Annotated in this window: 12 protein-coding genes; 11 read left to right on the top strand and 1 reads right to left on the bottom strand. The window is 40.1% G+C overall.

All coding sequences use genetic code 11. The features are described from left to right. The 11 genes from WBJ10_RS07160 to WBJ10_RS07110 all read left to right on the top strand — a co-directional run. The coding region (locus WBJ10_RS07160; RefSeq protein ID WP_424288833.1) for an alkaline phosphatase family protein at positions 1–1,227 on the top strand (1,227 nt) is incomplete at its 5' end. A gap of 85 nt (positions 1,228–1,312) precedes the next feature. Further along, positions 1,313–1,879 (top strand): RNA polymerase sigma factor, encoded by a 567-nt coding sequence (locus tag WBJ10_RS07155; RefSeq protein WP_424288832.1) that lies wholly within the window; start codon positions 1,313–1,315, stop codon positions 1,877–1,879. Between the two features lie 87 nt (positions 1,880–1,966). Beyond that, positions 1,967–3,013: a FecR family protein gene (locus WBJ10_RS07150; RefSeq protein WP_424288831.1), complete on the top strand. Its 1,047-nt coding sequence runs from the start codon at positions 1,967–1,969 to the stop codon at positions 3,011–3,013. Between the two features lie 100 nt (positions 3,014–3,113). After that, entirely contained in the window at positions 3,114–6,539 is a 3,426-nt protein-coding gene (locus tag WBJ10_RS07145) for a SusC/RagA family TonB-linked outer membrane protein (RefSeq protein WP_424288830.1), read from the top strand. Positions 6,540–6,564: 25 nt separating this feature from the next. Beyond that, positions 6,565–8,073, top strand: a complete 1,509-nt coding sequence (locus WBJ10_RS07140) for a RagB/SusD family nutrient uptake outer membrane protein (protein WP_424288829.1) — start codon at positions 6,565–6,567, stop codon at positions 8,071–8,073. A 25-nt stretch (positions 8,074–8,098) separates the two neighbouring features. Beyond that, complete coding sequence (locus WBJ10_RS07135; protein ID WP_424288828.1) at positions 8,099–8,800, top strand: 3-keto-disaccharide hydrolase; 702 nt, start codon at positions 8,099–8,101, stop codon at positions 8,798–8,800. 3 nt (positions 8,801–8,803) lie between these two features. After that, positions 8,804–10,165 carry a Gfo/Idh/MocA family protein gene (locus WBJ10_RS07130; RefSeq protein WP_424288827.1) on the top strand — a complete coding sequence of 454 codons (1,362 nt, stop codon included), beginning with the start codon at positions 8,804–8,806 and terminating at the stop codon, positions 10,163–10,165. Positions 10,166–10,416: 251 nt separating this feature from the next. Continuing rightward, positions 10,417–11,769: a family 16 glycoside hydrolase gene (locus WBJ10_RS07125; protein WP_424288826.1), complete on the top strand. Its 1,353-nt coding sequence runs from the start codon at positions 10,417–10,419 to the stop codon at positions 11,767–11,769. A 215-nt stretch (positions 11,770–11,984) separates the two neighbouring features. Continuing rightward, a complete protein-coding gene (locus WBJ10_RS07120; RefSeq protein WP_424288825.1) occupies positions 11,985–13,298 on the top strand; it encodes an MFS transporter in 1,314 nt (437 codons plus the stop codon). 396 nt (positions 13,299–13,694) lie between these two features. Beyond that, entirely contained in the window at positions 13,695–14,702 is a 1,008-nt protein-coding gene (locus WBJ10_RS07115) for a Gfo/Idh/MocA family protein (RefSeq protein WP_424288823.1), read from the top strand. Positions 14,703–14,724: 22 nt separating this feature from the next. Then, positions 14,725–17,400 (top strand): PQQ-dependent sugar dehydrogenase, encoded by a 2,676-nt coding sequence (locus WBJ10_RS07110; protein ID WP_424288822.1) that lies wholly within the window; start codon positions 14,725–14,727, stop codon positions 17,398–17,400. A gap of 2 nt (positions 17,401–17,402) precedes the next feature. Here WBJ10_RS07110 and dinB read toward each other — a convergent pair. Then, a partial coding sequence (gene dinB / locus WBJ10_RS07105) for a DNA polymerase IV (RefSeq protein WP_424288821.1) occupies positions 17,403–18,489 on the bottom strand: 1,087 nt, incomplete at its 5' end.

Raw genomic sequence — 18,489 nt, 5'->3', positions numbered from 1 at the left:
GTTACAACCACTGCACAATCGACCTACCTTACTGGTAAGTGGCCGTCAGAAACAGGAATTGTCGGAAATGGCTGGTATGATCATACCGATTGTGAGATAAAATTCTGGAAGCAGTCGAACAAGCTGGTTAGTGGTGAGAAGATCTGGGAGAAAGCCAAAAAGGAAGATCCCACGTTTACCTGTGCGAAGATGTTTTGGTGGTATAATATGTATTCTTCGGCAGATTATGCGGTAACACCCCGACCAAATTATCTGGCTGACGGCCGTAAAATGCCCGACTGCTATTCTCATCCCAATGAATTGCGCGATATTCTCCAGGAGAGGCTCGGAACTTTTCCTTTGTTCCAGTTTTGGGGCCCCGGCGCGAATATAAAATCAACACAATGGATTGCGGACGCGTCTATACTTACCGATGAAATCTATGATCCGACGCTTACGCTGATTTACCTTCCGCACCTGGATTATTGTCTGCAGAAGTTCGGCCCCGATCTTTCAATAATCCACAATGAACTGAAGGAGATCGACGAAGTGATCGAAAAGCTCATCAATTACTATGAAGAAAAGGGTGCTAAAATTGTAATCCTATCGGAATACGGTATATCGCCGGTAAAAAACCCGATTCATATTAACCGGGTTTTACGGAAGAACTCCCTGCTAAATATCCGTATTGAAAGAGATCTTGAACTTCTTGATGCGGGCGCTTCGAAAGCATTCGCTGTAGCGGATCATCAAATAGCACATGTTTATATCAATGACAAGTCTGTTGAATCTAAAGTGAGAGATATCCTCGAAAAGGTGCCCGGAATAGAATTGGTGCTTAACAAAGAAGAACAGAAGGCCTATCATATTGACCATGAACGCTCGGGTGATCTGGTTTTGATGGCTGATAAGGACAGCTGGTTTACCTACTACTTTTGGCTGGACGATTCTAAAGCACCTGACTATGCCCGTTGTGTTGATATCCATAAGAAACCTGGTTACGATCCGGTGGAGATGTTTATGAGTTCGAAATTAAGAGCAGGATATAAGTTGTTGAAAAAGAAAATGGGGTTCAGGTATGTGATGGATGTGATCCCACTGGATGCGAATCTGATCAGGGGCTCACATGGAAGAGTTGGCGTCAGTGATGAATATAAGCCTGTTCTTATTACAGACTTCAAGCAAAATGCTAAAGCTATTCCTGCAACAGCAGTATTTGATGTAATCTGGGAAACCTTAAATAAATAGGTAAATAAGAAGGAGTTAACTGAAATATTCTTCTTTTACATTGATAAAAATTCTGTTAACTTAGGTTTCTCCAATTCTGCCATTTGTGAAACAAAGATTTACAGAACTTCCTGATATAGTTAGTCGTCTTTCAAAATTGGGCACAGAGCAAGCCTACAAAGAGCTTTTTGATCTGTTATATATACCTGCAAAGAAATTTGCGTTTTGTATTCTCCAGTCTAACGAAGATGCAGAAGAGGTGGCAGGAGATGTGATGATTACTCTCTGGAAAAACCGAAAGACTTTGACATCAATCAATAATGTTCATGTTTATGCGCTGGTGATAGCAAAAAATCTTTCCTTAAATATTCTGAAGAAGAAATCAAAGAAGAAAACAACTTCCCTGGATGAACTGGAAATCAATTTCTATTTTGACAACTCCAGTCCCGAGCAAATAATAATTGACAATGAACTAAAGCTCAGGCTTGAAAATGCTATTCGATCGTTACCTCCCAAAGGTCAGTTGGTATTTAAGCTGGCAAAAGAAAATGAATTGAGCTATAAGGAAATCTCCGAAATTCTCTCTATATCTGTTAAAACCGTGGATTCTCATCTAGTTGCAGCCACCCAAAAACTTGCTAAGATCTTCAAATCTGAGTTTCAAATTAAATAGGAGTTAAATAAATATTAATTCGGACTAGGGAGTTTTCTTTATTTTATTGTCCTTATAAGAAACCCTACTGGAAGAGTCTGAATTATCATGCATGAAGATCGCATTGTTGAATTATTAACCCGAAAAATTGCGAGGGAAGCTACGCCGGATGAGTTGCGTGAATTGTCATACTTATTGACAAAATATCCTGATGCAGTATATTACGAGGCTTTACTAGAGCAAGTTTGGGATTTGGGTCAGGATAGTGAACAGGAAGCTCTCAACGAAGCATTTGAAAAGCATAAACTAAATAATCAGGATGATCTTGATTTTGAAACCCAAGGGAAAGGATACTACAGTTTTTTCAAAAACCATGTCCTACTTCTAGCCACTATCGCAATCATCATTTTTTCCACAAGTCTATATTTTTCTAAATATTATCATCCAAGCACTCAAGACGTACGGGTATATATTTATGCTGGAAAAGGGATACGTAAGGATGTAAAACTTCCGGATGGCACTTTGGTAAGGCTTAATAGTGATAGTAAGCTTTCTTATGATTTGGATATGCAAAATCGCAATCAGCGCGATGTAACAATAACAGGTGAAGCATATTTTAAAGTAGCTCACGACAAAGGACGTCCCTTTATTGTGAAAACCAATAGAATTGCAATCCAAGTTTTAGGTACTGAGTTTAACGTCAGGGATTATCCGGGTGATAAAATATCAGAAACCACCTTAATAAAAGGTTCCATTGAGCTGACCATTAATGATCGTTCCAATCAAAAATTCCTTCTTAAGCCGTCTGAAAAATTCGCATTAATAAAAAACAGTAAAAAGTCTTCGGATAATAATAAAAGTTCAGTGCTGATGATTGACAATATCTCGCCTATTAAATTTGGCGATCAGGAATATATTGAGGAAATATCCTGGACAGAGAATAAGTTCGTTTTTGAAAATGAATCTTTTGAAGATCTGTTGCCAAAACTAGAACGCTGGTATAACGTTAAAATCATTCTTAATGACCCAAGAATTAAGGCGTACCGCTTTACAGGAATTTTTATAAAAGAGAATATTATACAGGCCTTAGAAGCCATGCAATTAATAAAATCCTTTCACTATAAACTCAACGAAAATGAAGTAAAAATTTACTAAACAAAAAAAACAGGAAATGCGCCAACATTCCCTGCCTTTAATCATCCAACCGTAGGTCTAACTACATAATCAGATTATTAACCTTGTAATTTACAAAATTATGAAAAAAAGAGAACTATACAAAAAAGTTCTGTTACCTGAATTCACAACCAAAAAACTCTTATTAATGCTTAACTGGACAATCACATTAACATTTCTGCTTGTCCTGAAAGTATCAGCGAACAGCTATTCTCAAAATGTTAAGGTTGATCTTGATTTCCAGAACGTGAAATTCAAGAAAGCGTTTACCATTCTTGAGCAGAAGGGTAATATCCGGCTATTATACAGCGAAGAAAATTTACCAGCGGATAAATATATCACACTGTCTGTAAAAGATACACCAGTAATGGATGTGTTGAGTATGGTATTGAAAGATACAGACCTTAAATTCAAGTTATTAGATAACGGATTGGTTGTAATTTCACCTCAAAATAATGTAATCAAAGACATCGTAGTGCGGGGTCAGGTGATCGATTCAAAAGGTGAAACCCTTCCGGGGGTAAGCGTCAAACTAAAGGGAACCACCACTGGTGTTACTACGGATTCGGATGGCAGGTTTACTATCAATGCCGCAGATAATAACAGCATCCTTGTTTTTACTTACATCGGATATGTAACACAGGAGGTTGCGATAAATAATCAAACTACCCTTAATGTCAAACTCGAAGCGACTAATACTTCATTGGATGAAATTGTTGTAGTGGGTTATGGCACGCAAAGGAAGGAAAACTTAACAGGTGCTATTGCAACCATTTCTGCCGATAAATTGAAAAACAAAGTTGCTGTTTCTTATGCTGAGGCAATGGTCGGGCAGATGGCAGGCGTGCAGATTCAGCAAACCAATGGTGCGCCCGGTAATGAAGGGTTATCCATTAGAGTAAGAGGTACTGGGTCAATAACTGCGGGGATGGCACCTTTATATGTTATTGATGGATATCCGATGGAAGGAAGTGCATTCTCCATGGTGAATGCCTCTGATATTGAAAGCATTCAGGTTTTGAAAGATGCTTCCTCAACGGCAATTTATGGTTCACGTGGTTCTAACGGTGTAATCATGGTGACTACAAAAAAAGGAAAATTAGGAACCCCCACTATAGCATACAATACCTATTTCGGACTTCAACAGGTTGCAAAGAAAATCGACATGATGAACAGTCAGGAGTATCTTGAATATTTCATTGACGGGCACAACCAGGCATGGCTCGACAGAGCCCCAATGGCAGGCGATCCCGTTCATACTATTTCGGATCCCACGTCAATGCGTCAAAAATATTCCAATTCCAGTTTCTACATTATACCTGATAATTTTAACGATCCTAGCAACTTTGTGGACATAGATTGGCAAGATCAAATATTCAGAAATGCCATGATGCAACGACATGAGGTGTCAGTAATGGGAGGAGCGGAAAAAACAAGATATTCTGTTTCCGGAGGTTTTACCGATCAGGACGGTATTCAGATTAAGAGTGATCATAAACGATACAATATTAGAAGCAGCCTTACTTCCAATATTAATAAAAAACTTGAAGTGGGTTTGAATGTTAGTGCCTATTATTCAGACAATAATAATTTGGATAACGGGAAAGATAGCCCTCTTTCTTACGCAGTTTATCTTCCTCCGATTTACCCTATCAAGAATGCAGACGGCACTTACGGATCCCAGGTTCGAAACCAGGAAATTTGGGCAGGAGATGTTGCCAATCCACTAGGCATAGCGGAAAATGTGGTCAATTACATGAACAAAAATGGAATTATTGCTTCAACATATGCCGAATACAGTATTATCGAAGGCTTAAAATACAAATTGAGTTTGAACGGTACTATGGACAATCAGCGTTTAAAGTTTTTCCGCCCATCTTTTGTGGATACAGATGGTTCGAGAGCTCCAAAAACAGCTGATGCGAGGAATGAAACATTTTTGGATAAAGATTGGGTAGTAGAGCAAACACTTAATTATAACAAGACATTTTCTGAAAAGCATGTATTGGGTGTTTTAGGTGGCTATACTGTTCAGAAATCCTTTGGCGAGTATGCCAGGGTTAACGCTCAAAATTTTCCTAACGATGTGGTTCAAACTATCAATGCCGGGCAGATTGTAGGGGGTAGTAACACTGAATACATGAACTCTTTGATATCCTACTTAGGTCGGATAAACTACTCTTTTGATAACAAATATCTTTTAACTGCCAATATCAGAACTGATGGTTCTTCAAAATTTGGGTCAAATAGCAAATGGGGAACATTTCCTTCATTATCAATAGGATGGCGTATTGACCAGGAAAATTTCATGAAGGACATTGAACAGGTCAACGATCTGAAGGTGAGAGCTAGCTGGGGCCTCGTGGGAAATAATAGAATCGGTAATTATGATGCTATAGCCCGTACAAGCTCGAGTTATTATAGCTTAAATGGAAGTCTGGTTAATGCGGTGAATCCTAATTCGATGCCAAATCCTGATTTGGGCTGGGAGACAACGCAGCAATGGAATCTGGGATTTGATCTGGGCCTATTAAATGACAGGATTCATCTGGAAGGTGATTTTTATAACAGTCGTTCAGTAGATCTTTTGTTGAACGTTCCGGTTCCCACACTTACTGGTTATACATCTCAACTACAAAACATCGGGCAGATTGAAAATAAAGGGATGGAATTTTTGCTGAAAACGCGCAATTTCGTAAATAACTTTAAATGGTCAACTGATTTTAATATCTCTTTTAATAAAAACAAAGTATTGGCATTGGGTCCGGATAAACGGCCAATTTACGCAGGAGCTCCTAATGCCGCAAATACTTTTATTACTACTATCGGGATGCCAGTGGCCACTTTCTATGGCTACAAATACGACGGGGTATTTAAAAATCAGGCCGAGCTAAATGCTTCACCACATCTCGCAAACGATTTCCCAGGTGATCCAAGATATGTGGATATGAATAAGGACGGGAAAATTAATGCTGATGATAAAACCTATTTGGGAAATAATCAGCCCAAATATATATATGGAATGAATAATGATTTTTCTTTCAAAAGTTTTGATCTCAATGTACAATTAACAGGTTCATATGGTGCTAAATTATTCAGCTTCTTCAACCGTATGGTGGGAATTTATCATGGCGACCGCAACGGACTTGATAAACTTAATAATCGTTGGCGTTCAGAAGAAGATCCAGGTGACGGAACTATCCTAAGAGCAAACCGTGACCCTAAAGGTTTGCAAAAGGAACCTTCAAGTTATTGGGTAGAAGATGGATCTTATTTGAGGATAAGAAATGTATCACTTGGATATACATTTGATAATAAGCTTGTACAAAATTTAAAAATGAAATCTTTAAGGGCTTATATAACGGGACAGAACTTGCACACCTTCACCAAATATGTTGGTTACGATCCTGAAACTAGTAGCCAGGGTTCGGGATTATCCCGTGGAGGAGATTATCTCGGATATCCATCTGCCAGAATATTCATCGCTGGTCTTAATGTTAGTTTCTAATCATCAAGTTTTAAATTTTAAGAAGATGAAAAAATTATTAATTATTCTACTTGTCACCTTTACGCTTGTTTCGTGTAAAAAGGATTTTATTGATCTGCAGCCCATTTCGGATATGAATGCAGGAAATTTTTACCGAACTGAAATTGACATGAATCAAGCCGTAATGTCTCCTTATGCATCATTACGTAGTTTATATAACCAGTCATTTATTTATGTAGGGGAGATTCGTTCAGATAACACTACCTTTTCTTGGGTGCCTGGAAATTCTAAAGACATGACCTCTATTGATAATTTTAAAGATGTCCTTCTGTCTGAGAACACGTACGTATTGAGCGTATGGAATAATAGTTATAGTACAATACTAAGGTGCAATATCGTATTGGATAAGATCGATGCGGTTCCATTCACGGACAAAAAACTTCAGAACCAATATAAAGCAGAAGCAAAATTTCTGAGGGCCTTAATGTATTTCTGGTTAGTACGCACTTTTGGAGATGTACCTAAAGTTGAGCATCAGCTCACCGTTAAGGAGGCATACGATTTGGGTCGTGCCCCTTCACAGGAAATCTATGATTTAATTGTTGAAGATCTAAAATTTGCTGAAACCAATCTCCCTGCTACTTATGCTGCTGCTGATAAAGGCCGTGTAACCATAGGTGGTGCAAAGGGTTTGCTTACAAAAGTATATATGACAATGGCGGGTTATCCACTGAAAAAGGGAGCCTCTCATTACGCACTTGCTGAAGCTAAAGCATTGGAAGTAATCGGAATGGGACAATATTCATTGGTGCCTGACTACAAGAGCTTGTTTGATGTTAGTAAGAAAAACAGCAGCGAGTCTTTGTTTGAAATTCAGTATAAAAAAGGTGGTACTGGTACGGGAAGTCCTTGGAATAATGATTTCGCTCCGCGATTTTCAAATAGAGAAGTAGTTTTAGTAGGGGATAAGGGTGGATTTAACGCTCCTACCCCGGATATGTCCAAAGCCTACGAAACTTCAGATCCAAGGAAAACGATCTCCATGAGCGACAGCTATGTTTCTGTTCCTGGAGGGAAAACAATTACAGAGAAATATGTGAAAAAATATTATGACGTTTCATTCAGCGGTTCAGACAATGACAACAACTGGATTGAACTGAGGCTGGCAGATATTTACTTATTATATGCCGAGGCTTTAGTACGTCAGAATAAACAATTCGATGTTGCCTTGAACTATCTTAATAAAATCCGTCAAAGAGCCCGGAACAGTACTGGTGGAAGTGCATCTGTTTTGCCTGATTATCTCCCTTTCAGCTCAGCAGCAGCGTTTTTATTGGCTATTGAAAAGGAGCGCCGGGTTGAACTTGCCTTTGAAAACCATAGGTGGTTTGATCTGGTCAGAACAGAACGTGCGAAAGATGTAATGTCGGCAGAACAATTGGAACAAAATGGATTTCCTGCGGGATCATGGAGTGACCACATGTTATTGTTCCCTATTCCTCTTCAGGTAATTCAATCCAATCCTGAAAAGATCAAACAAAACCCTGGATATTAAAAATCCAGCACAAAAAATACATAATATGAGATTTCTTTTTTGTTTTATGGTAACAGTAATAATGTTACCGTCGGTCATATTTTCACAAACAATCAATACGCTCACTTCCAAAGAAAAAAGGAAAGGCTGGGTGCTCCTATTTGATGGCCAGAGTACAAATGGATGGACAACCACCAGCAGTAAACCGGTTCCTAAGGGTTGGGAGGTTAGCAATGGTGCAATAACTGCCACGAAAGGCGGTAAAGGAGGGGATATAATTACAAACATGGAGTATTCAAATTTTGATTTATACCTTGATTATAATATAGAGCCCGAATGTAACAGTGGGGTGAAATATTTTTTTACCAAATATGAAAAAGGTGGAAACCTTGGTATGGAGTATCAAATCCTGGATGATAAACTAGCTGAAGATAATAAGAAAGCAAATCATCTTACCGGCTCGTTTTACGATGTATTGCCTCCCCTTGAATCGAAAAAAAGAGTAAATGCTCCGGGACAATGGAATACAATACGGATTCGAGCTAGAGGAAAAAATGTTGAGCATTGGCTGAATGGAATAAAAATTCTGGAATATGATCGCGGTAGTAAGGACTATACAGATGCCGTTGCCTTAAGTAAGTTTAGCAAGGCGTCACCTGCATTTGGAATGGTGGAAAAGGGTCATATTCTGTTGCAGGAACATGGTGGGCTGGTATCATTTAGAAATATTAAAATTAAATCATTGTAAAAAATGGAAAAGAGACGGAATTTTATTAAAAAAGTAGCCATTGGTACGGCCGGATTAACCTTTGGCGGAACGGTATTTGGTGGAACAGCATTTGGCTTTAGTGCAAAAAGCTACAATAATATCATTGGAGCTAATGATCGGGTTCGAATAGCAACTATTGGGGTAAACGGTCGCGGAAACAGTATGTCCGGGACAATTGCACGTCAAAAAAATGCGGAGGTGTCATGTGTATGTGATGTAGATGAAAGGGCAATTCCAAAGGCTATTAAAACAGTAATGGATGCCAAACAGATAAATACACCCCGTTCAGAAAAGGATTGCCGCAAGGTGTTGGAAGATAAATCTATTGATGCAATATATATTGCAACTCCAGACCACTGGCACTCGCCACTAACGATAATGGGCTGCCAGGCTGGAAAGCATGTATATGTAGAAAAGCCACTAAGTCATAGCCCAAGGGAAGGCGAAATTGCTATTGCTGCCGCTCGAAAATACAACCGTATTGTTCAAATGGGCGCTCAGCGCCGTTCAGCACCTATTCTTTCCCAAGGTATAGAACAATTGCATAAAGGAATTATTGGCCGGGTATACTTAGCTAAAACATGGTACACCAACAATCGTAAAGCAACCTTTCTGAAACCGGGTTCTATACCTTCATGGCTCGATTACGATTTATGGCAGGGACCAGCTCCCCGTGTTCCTTTTAAAGACGGATTAATTCACTATAACTGGCATTGGTTCTGGAATTGGGGAACAGGTGAAGCGCTGAATAACGGTACTCATGAAGTTGATGTTGCTCGTTGGGGCTTGGGTGTTGACTATCCTACCCGTGTTAGCTCAGTAGGAGGCAGATATCAATTTCAAGATGATTGGGAGACCCCCGATACTCAGGTAATTACAATGGATTATCCTGGTCGTGTTTCTCTGATGTGGGAGAATAGAAGCTCAAACGGAAGGAAAATTGAAGGAGAAGAGCGCGGTGTTATTTTTTATGGCGAAAATGGAAGCCTAGACACCGGGGGAGATGAATATAAAGTTTACGACCTTAATGGTAAATTGGTTAGCGAAGTGAAGTCTGTGATGAAGGAAGAAAATCTTCAGGGACGTAATACCGCAAGCCCTAGTTTAGGCTTGGATAGTCTTCACGTCATCGATTTCCTTGATGCCATTCGTAATAATCGTCGTCCTAATTGTGATGTTGAATTGGGTCATAAAAGTTGTGTTGCCATGCAGTTGGGAAATATATCCTGGCGATTAGGTCGTGATTTAAAAATCGATCCTAAAAACGGGCATATCATTGGAGACAAAGAGGGCCAAAAATTATGGGGTCGTGAATATGAAAAAGGTTGGGAACCTAAAATTTAAATCAGAAAACTCAAACGTAGTAACAGGCACGTGTTTTTCCCTGGTTATTAACCAGGGAAATTCTTAATCTTTTGAATAATATAACGATAATCATGACTATAAAAAAGTGGATGCCCTTCATTTTTGCTTTCCTTATCTCACTGGGATTTTGTAATGTTTACGCACAAAACCGGGATATGCTTTTCCCGGAAAAACCAGGACTAGTTTCGTATACCTACCGTAAAGATTTTGGAAAGGATGTCCCTGCAACTTTGGACAAGATTAAAGCACTTGGAATTATAGATATGGAATTTTCAAATCTGTTTGGGAAGACTGCGTCAGAATTAAGAACATTAATTGATGAAAGAGGTATAAAATGTTCATCATTTGGTGTGAGCTATAGCGATTTGGTCGATAAAACAACGGAAGTTGCCCAGAAGGCTAAAACACTAGGCGCTGATTATGTTAGAGTTGCGAGCATTCCCTATAAAGATGTATTTACTGTTGAAGATGCACAAAGAACCGTTGATGATTTTAACCGGGTTGGAAAGATACTTAAAGAGGAGTATGGTTTAACATTTGCGTATCACAATCATGGATTCGAATTTCAACCTTATCAGGATGGCACTTTGTATGATTTTATTGTAAAGAACACTAATCCAAAATATGTAAGTTTTGAATTAGACATACTATGGGCTTTTTTCCCCGGTCAGGATCCAGTTCAATTGTTAAACAAATACGGCAAGCGTTATAAGCTGATGCATTTGAAGGATCTGCGTAAGGGTGTGCAAGGCAATATGTCCGGGGGAACATCGCCAGAAAATGATGTTGTTTTTGGAACGGGACAGATTGATATACCTTCTATATTAAAAGCTGCAAAAAAAGCGGGTGTCAAACATTATTATATTGAAGATGAAAGTAGTAATGTGGATGTGCAGGTTCCTGCAAGTATGTTGTATTTGCAAAATCTAAAAAAATCCGGTACTCAAAAACCCAATGTTCTAACTAAGAATGAAAAACAATCGGGATGGAAGTTGCTTTTTGACGGGAAAACTTTAAATGGCTGGAAAAAATTATCGGATTCCGGATGGGATATTGAAGACGGGGAATTAAAGGCTCAAGTTTTTACTACTGGAGGAACAAAAGACATTATCACGAACGATCAATTTGAGAATTTTGAACTTTCGCTAGAATTCAAAATTTTCAAGGCAACAAATAGTGGCTTTAAATATTTGGTAACTAATAATTACCCTGGTTATGAAAATTCTTATCTGGGATTAGAATATCAAATTCTAGACAATGTAAATTTTAAGTATCCGGAGCGTGGAGTTTATCGCTCACTGGCATCGTTGTATGATTTAATCCCGTCCTCTAGCAAGGATATAGTTGGTTTTGACAACTGGAATGTAGCAAAAATAATTGTTCAGGGAAATCATATCGAACATTGGTTGAATGGTGAGAAAGTTGTAGAATATGATAGAAGTACGAATCATTTCGACTCTTTGGTGGCAGGTAGTAAATACAAAAACATGAAAAATTTTGGGAAGGGGACAAAAGGACATATTCTTCTTCAAAATGAGGGGACTCCTGTGACTTTTCGCAGTATAAAAATTAGACCACTATAGAAAACCGCAAACAATAATTAAATCCGCATAGTTTAATGCTCGCACCACACTATGGGATTTCATTGAGGTTATTAGGAATGTATCCATGGAGGCATTCCGCCCTGAAATTATTTAATGGATAATACTCAACAGTCGGCAGGGTCCTAACACGGCTAATGATTCTTAATCCTTGTGAAATCTGTAATCAAAATCAAACAAAATTTTTTAAACTAAGGATGGAAAATACTAAAGTAGGAAATTATCGCTGGACGATCTGTTCTCTTGTATTCTTTGCAACAACGATCAATTATCTAGACCGGCAAGTGATAAGTTTATTAAAACCTCAGCTTGAGAAGGAATTCAACTGGTCAGAATCTGATTACTCGAACATTGTAATTGCTTTTACTTTGGCTTATGCCCTGGGTATGTTGGGTGTTGGTCGAGTGATTGACAAAATAGGTACCAAACTGGGTTATGCTTTTTCTTTGATATTGTGGAGCATTGCTGCAATGTTACATGCACTTGCTACCAGTACCTTCAGTTTTGTAGCATATCGTGCACTTCTTGGAGTTTCCGAATCCGGGAACTTTCCTGCCGCCATTAAGACAGTTGCAGAATGGTTTCCTAAAAAAGAAAGAGCGCTGGCGACGGGGATCTTCAATTCGGGGACCAATATTGGGGCCATTATTGCTCCTATTGTAGTTCCCTGGATAGCTATAAATTACAGCTGGCAGATGGCATTTATTGCCACAGGAGCCGTAGGTCTTGTTTGGCTCATTTTCTGGTTTACGATGTATGAGATTCCTGCAAAGCATAAAAAACTATCACAGGCTGAATATGATTATATTTTGAGCGATAACAAAGAAGAGGAGGTGGTGGATGGCAAAGAAGAAGAACCTAAAATCTCATGGCTCAAGCTATTGACTTTTAAGCAGACGTGGGCCTTTATAATGGGTAAGTTTCTTACTGATGGCATTTGGTGGTTCTTTTTATTCTGGTTGCCGGCATTTTTAATAGCAGAGTATGGTCTGGTAGGTATGCAGGTAAGTTTCCCTATTGTGGTAGTTTATACGATGACCTGTTTCGGAAGCATCCTTGGGGGGTGGCTACCGCTGTGGTTTGTGAAAAGTAAAGGATGGACCATAGTTCGAGCACGTAAAACATCCATGTTCATTTACGCATTGTTTCCTTTGATGGTTATCTTTTCGCAGCAGGCTGGAAGTTATAATATGTGGTATGCAGTTATTATTATCGGCATTGCCGCTTCTGCCCACCAGGCCTGGTCAGCAAATATTTTCACTACAGTTTCAGATATGTTTCCTAAAAGCTCCATAGGCTCTGTAATAGGCATGGGCGGTATGGCAGGTGGTTTTGGAGGAATGGCTGTTGCTAAAACTGCAGGCCTATTATTTGATCATTACAAAGCGCTTGGTCAAATTGAGACGGGTTATTATATTATGTTCCTAGTTTGCGGTACGGCATACTTGATAGCCTGGTTTATCATGTTCCGCATGCTGGTTCCAAATATGACTCCAATAAAGAATATTTAATAACGCATCTCCACTTACAGACGACGTTTCTAAAGCACTTGACTATGCCCCCTCTGTTTTGGCATAAATAAGCTTAATAAGAAAATTCATCCGTAAAAACTTATTCTTTTGCGTTGATAAAAATTCTTTTATCTTAGATTTTCTGAGTCTATCATTTTTGCAACAAAGGTTTACAGAAATTTGATATAGTTAGGCGTCTCTCACAATGGTGCATGGAGCGCTTAAAGGGAGAATATTCTACTACCGGGCCAAGCCTTCTTTAAAAAGTATAGCTTAGCAAGTAATGTAGGCATGTCTGCGAAGATGCTAGCCATTCCCTATTTCTTCAAATTATGATAGTTAGATCTATTGGTGCTTTAATATAAAACTCAAATATTAGCAGCTAAAAACTATCGCGTGAAGAATCATAGAAATTATAACCGCAGACTATTCATAAAAGCTTCCGCTTTAGCTGGCGCAGGGATAAGTTTATTCCCCTTATCGTCATCTTCCTTTCCTGGTGCTTTATCATCACTTAAAGGAAAAAGGATTGGGATTATTGGCTTAGATACTTCCCATAGCCAGGTATTTACCAAAGCCATCAATAATGGAGGACCTGAAATGGCAGGCTACAAAGTAGTAGCTGCCTATCCCCATGGCAGTCCTGATATACCTTCCGCATTGAAGATGAAGCCCGACATTATTAACGCGGTGAAAGCGTTAAACGTAGAAATTGTGTCATCTATTGAGGAGCTCGTCAAAAAAGTAGACGTCGTATTGTTGGAAAGTAATGATGGAAGGCCGCATTATGAGCAGGCATTGCCGGTGCTTCGAGCTGGTAAACGGATGTTCATTGATAAACCTATCGCGGCAGATGAAAAAGATGCGATTCGAATATTTGAAGCATCGAAGAAATATAAGTCCCCGATTTTCAGCAGCTCTGCTCTTCGTTTTGATCCCAATGTACAAAAGGTAGTTTCAGGTTCTATTGGTAAGGTAATGGGCGCTGATGTGTATACGCCAGCAGAGATTGAAAAAAATCACATGGATATGGCCTGGTATGGTATTCATGGTGTGGAAATGCTTTTTACTGTGATGGGGCCAGGCTGTAAAACAGTTTCCAGGGTGTACCAGGACGGGACGGATTTGATCACAGCGGTTTGGGAAGATGGTAGAATAGGTACTGTGAGGGGTATCCGACAAGGGGCGGCGAATATCGCAGGAACAGCATTTGGAGAGAAAGGCATTGCACCTTTAGGGCCATTCCGTTCTTATGATCCGTTAATTGCACAAATCATCACCTTCTTCGAAACAGGTATTCCGCCTGTATCAGAAGAGGAAACCCTGGAAATATTTTCTTTTATAGCAGCAGCCGATATGAGCAGGCTTAAGAATGGGGCTGCTGTCACTTTGAAAAACCGGTAAGTCTTAAGCAAAATATATATTAATGAGATACGTCCTTCTACTATTGGTGAGCATAATTGTCTTGTGTTGTTCCCCACGTCAAGTCGCAAACTATACAAAGGTAAAAACATTAGAAGTTCCTGATAGCAGCAGGTACTCACGTACAGTATTAGTTCAGGGTTTAGATGAACCATTGCAAATGGAGATTCTTCCCAACAACGATATCTTGTTTGTAGAAAGAAAAGGTGGAGTAAAAGTTTATAATGCAGAATCAAAGAATGTTAAAACGATTGCCAATTTTGACGTATTTAGCGGAATAGAAGATGGCTTATTGGGTTTAGCTATAGACCCAAATTTCAAAACCAATCACTGGGTTTATTTTTATTTTGCACCGGCGGGGGCGGACTCTGTTGACAGGCTCTCCAGATTTGACCTGATTGGAGATAATCTTGTACTGGGATCTGAGAAGATTTTATTGGAAGTTCCGACGCAGCGAACTTATTGCTGCCACTCTGCAGGGGGTATGGCTTTTGGTCCTGACGGCCTGTTATATATCTCCGTAGGGGATAATACAAATGCCGATGACCCTTTCAAAGAAGGGTATCCCCCAGTTGATGAACGTCCGGGTCATGAACTCGCGGATGATCAGGGTACAGCAGCTAATACGAATGATTTGAGGGGGAAAATCTTACGCATCAAACCAGAGGCGGATGGAAGCTATTCTATTCCTGATGGAAACTTGTTTCCTAAGGGGACACCGAAAACAAAACCAGAGATATATGTAATGGGACTAAGAAATCCCTTTAGGTTTACGGTAGATGGGAAAACGAACGCCCTCTACTGGGGAGAGGTTGGGCCAGCGACCAAGGTTATGGGGAAAGATGGGAGTTTGATGAGCTATGATGAGGTCAACCGCGCCACTAAACCCGGTAATTATGGATGGCCTTATTTCCTGGGAGATAATGACGCATTTCCTCTCTATGATTTTGCCACAAAAAAAGAAGGTCTACGCAAAGATCCGTCTCGTCCTATCAATGATTCTAGAAATAACACCGGTCTTCGGGAGCTACCCCCTGCACAGCCTGCGATGATCTGGTACGGCACGGATGCGTCCAAAAAGTTCCCTATGGTAGGCAGTGGCGGAGCAAGCATTATGGCGGGCCCGGTTTATCATAGTGAACTTTTCCCCGATTCGCCATACAAGCTTTCAAGTTATTATGACGGCAAGCTGTTTATTTATGAATGGATTCGTCATTGGATAATGGCCGTAACACTTGATGAGCAAGGAAATTATGTGAGTATGGAGCCTTTTCTTAAACATCTGGAATTTGCTGCACCAATAGATATGAAATTTGGTCCGGATGGGGCATTATATATATTGGAATATGGTACCAACTGGTTTTCAAAGAATAGTGATGCTGGGATTGTTCGTATAGATTATCAGGAAGGAAATAGAAACCCTGTGGCTGAATTGCAAATAGACAAGCAATATGGCGCTGCTCCTCATAAGGTGCAACTATCTGGCAAAAAATCAATGGATCATGACAGTGATGATATATTAAGCTACAGCTGGAGTATAAACAATACGGAGTTTCAGGGTGAAACGGTAAGTTACTCATTTGCCAAACCGGGTATGTACAATGTAACACTCACTGTTTCTGATGATAAAGGTGGAAAGGGTATTGCCACCACCCGCGTTTTTGTTGGAAACACTCCGCCTGAAGTAAATATACAAACCCAGGCAAACCGCAGTTTCTATTGGGATAATTCGGTGCTGGACTATAATATAATAGTTAAGGATAAGGAGGAAACAAGCATTAATCCGGAAAAGATTAAAGTTTCTTACGGGTATACCCCCCGAGGAAAAGATATTGCGGTTATTTTGACCAAAAATCAGGATACCGACAATTTAACATATTTAAAGGGGCAGCAGATGATCGCAACATTAGATTGTAACGCTTGCCATTCAATGGATAAGGCATCTTTAGGTCCTACGTACCTCGCTATTTCAAACCGCTATGCGGGTAAAGACGGCGCTGTTGCAGGTTTAGCTGACAAAATCATAAAAGGAGGAAGCGGAGTCTGGGGTGATCGTGCGATGTCGGCACATCCAACACTTTCAACCGATGATGCTAGGGAGATAGTTAATTACATTCTGTCATTATCAAAGAAGTCAGGCAAGGCCCCTTTAAAAGATAAAATTGTTCTGCAAGAGCACATAGGAAAGGGAAAAGAAGGGATTTACCTTTTAAATGCCAGTTATACAGATCAGGGTGCGAATGGTATTGAGCCTTTGCTAAGTCAGGACCGGATTACTCTTAGAAACCCCTTTGTTCAGGCAGAGGATTTTGATGAAGGGAATGTGGGCGTAGCTACTGTCACTACCGAGTTTTATGCTTATGCAAGAGGAATAAATCACAATACCTACCTGCTTTTCAATAAGATTGACCTTACACATATTAAACAATTAAAATTCCGTGTACAAGCACAATCGGGAGGAAAAATAGAAGTCCATTTAGCTAAGGTCGATGGTCCGCTGGTGAGTTCTGTTTCGATTCCTGCAGGGATTGCATCCGCTCCTAATTTCTGGAAGGAAATTACAGCATCTGTCAATGAGATCAGTGGGATACACAACTTGTATTTTAGCTTTATTGATCCCGAAGGAAAAAAGAAAAACCTGTTTAATTTAGACTGGATTTATTTCTCTAATACTAAATAGTCTCACAACTTAATCCCCATCGTCGAAGCCAGTTTTACCGATTTCTCACCAAACTTATCCCTGATCTTATCCATAGCCTGATAAAGATTGAACTGATCTTCTGAAGAGTTGAATAGGCCAATCTGTTCTTGCCCGATTATCAAGCCTGATAACCTAACTCCCACCAGCCTCAGCAGCGTTTTGTGATCATAGGCTTTCTCGAAAAGTTCTTTCGCTGTATGTATCAGTATAGAATCAAGTGATGTATACGGTACGGTAACTTGCTGGGTGTGGGTCTCAAAATCGGAGTAGCGAATGCTTACCGTGACACATGAGGTTAATTTCCGCTGCGTGCGAAGCTGATAGGTCAACTCGGTCACCATAGAGGTAAGCAACTGTTTAATACCTTCCGTGTTGACGGTATCTGTATGAAAAGTACGCTGTGTTCCGATAGATTTGCGTTCGCGATAGGGGACCACCGGCGAATCGTACACCCCGTTTGCTTTCTTCCAGACGTCACTGCCGTTTTTTCCGAAAAAGCTGACCAGTTCATCATGTGAGATCCTGGCTAAAGCCCCGATGGTGAGTATTCCCCGTTCTATGAGTTTGGCACTTGCTGATTTACCCAGTCCAGGTATTTTCTGTATAGCCAGCGGATGGAGGAATGCTGGGATGGCTTCTTTCGGGACATGCAATTCGCCGTTGGGCTTAGATTCGTTCGTAGCCATCTTTGCCATCGTCTTATTAACCGACAAGCCAAAAGAAACCGGAAGACCTGTTTCATTGATCACCCTTTGCCTGAGTTCCTGAGCAAATTTCATGATGTCGTGAAAGCGATCCATCCCCGTCATGTCTATATAATGCTCATCGATGGATGCTTTTTCCAGAGCCGGAACACGTTCCTTTAAGATCTCAGTAACCATTCGGGAATACTTACTGTAGTCTTCCATATTACCCCGGACAAATATCGCCTGCGGGCATAATTCCGCAGCCTGGCGCGATGGCATCGCCGATCGAACACCGAATTTACGGGCTTCATAACTGCAGGAAGTTACCACCCCGCGGCCTGCATTGCCGCCTACAATTACAGGCTTGCCAATAAGGGATGGG

Source organism: Daejeonella sp., from assembly GCF_049655485.1.
Taxonomy (GTDB): domain Bacteria; phylum Bacteroidota; class Bacteroidia; order Sphingobacteriales; family Sphingobacteriaceae; genus Daejeonella.
This window is presented reverse-complemented; position numbering and strand designations above follow the sequence as displayed.